The 1,385-nt window shown below is 62.3% G+C and carries 1 protein-coding gene; it reads left to right on the forward strand.

Features of this window, described 5'->3' with window-relative positions; translation table 11 throughout:
- The coding region (locus BLU64_RS16915; protein ID WP_139171546.1) for an Ig-like domain-containing protein at positions 1-1,385 on the forward strand (1,385 nt) is incomplete at both ends.

Here is a 1,385-nt window from a genome sequence, read left to right on the forward strand (position 1 = left end):
CGCGTCGGCAACGACGTGCAGGTGGGCGATACGGTGACCGTGACCATCGGCGATCAGGCTTACCAGACCACCGTGACGGCCTCCGATAACGGCAACGTGTGGAGCGTGAGCGTGCCGGGCGACGTGCTGGCCGGTAACAGCCAGATCCACGCGGAAGTGACCACTACCGATAGTGCAGGCAATGCCACTACCGCTGGTGCTGACCACAGCTACGCGGTTGATACCGCCGCGCCGGAAGCCTCGATCACCATCGACGATGTGACCGGTGACAACACGGTGAATATCGCGGAAGCGGGACAGCCGCAGGCCATCACCGGTCGCGTCGGTAACGACGTGCAGGTCGGCGATACGGTGACCGTGACCATCGGCGATCAGGCTTACCAGACTACGGTGACGGCGTCGGACAACGGCAATGTGTGGAGCGTGAGCGTGCCGGGCGAGGTGCTGGCCGGTAATAATGACATTCATGCCGAAGTGACTACCACAGATGCGGCCGGTAACCCGACCACGGCATCTGCCGATCATGGCTACGCGGTAGATACGGCCGCGCCGGAAGCCTCGATCACCATCGACGATGTGACTGGTGACAACACCGTCAATATCGCCGAAGCGGGTCAGAGCCAGAATGTGACCGGTCGCGTCGGCAACGACGTGCAGGTGGGCGATACGGTGACCGTGACCATCGGCGATCAGGCTTACCAGACTACGGTGACCGCCTCCGATAGCGGCAACGTGTGGAGTGTGAGCGTGCCGGGCGAGGTATTGGCCGGTAACAGCCAGATCCACGCGGAAGTGACTACCACGGATGCGGCCGGTAACCCGACCACGGCATCTGCCGATCATGGCTACGCGGTCGATACGGCGGCGCCGGAAGCGTCGATCACTATCGATAACGTCACCAGTGATAACACCGTCAATATCGCGGAAGCCGGTCAGCCGCAGGCTATCACCGGCCGCGTTGGCAACGACGTGCAGGTCGGCGATACGGTCACCGTGACCATCGGCGATCAGGCTTACCAGACCACCGTCACCGCGTCGGATAACGGCAACGTATGGAGCGTCTCCGTGCCGGGCGACGTGCTGGCCGGAAACAATGACATTCATGCTGAAGTCACCACCACGGATGCAGCCGGTAACCCGACCACGGCATCTGCCGATCATGGCTACGCGGTCGATACGGCGGCGCCGGAAGCCTCCATCACTATCGATAACGTCACCGGTGATAACACCGTCAATATCGCCGAAGCCGGTCAGAGCCAGAATGTGACTGGCCGCGTCGGCAACGACGTGCAGGTCGGCGATACGGTCACCGTGACCATCGGCGATCAGGCATACCAGACTACGGTGACCGCCTCCGATAGCGGCAACGTGTGGAGTGTCAGCGT

The organism is Lonsdalea quercina, from assembly GCF_900107885.1.
Classification (GTDB): domain Bacteria; phylum Pseudomonadota; class Gammaproteobacteria; order Enterobacterales; family Enterobacteriaceae; genus Lonsdalea; species Lonsdalea quercina.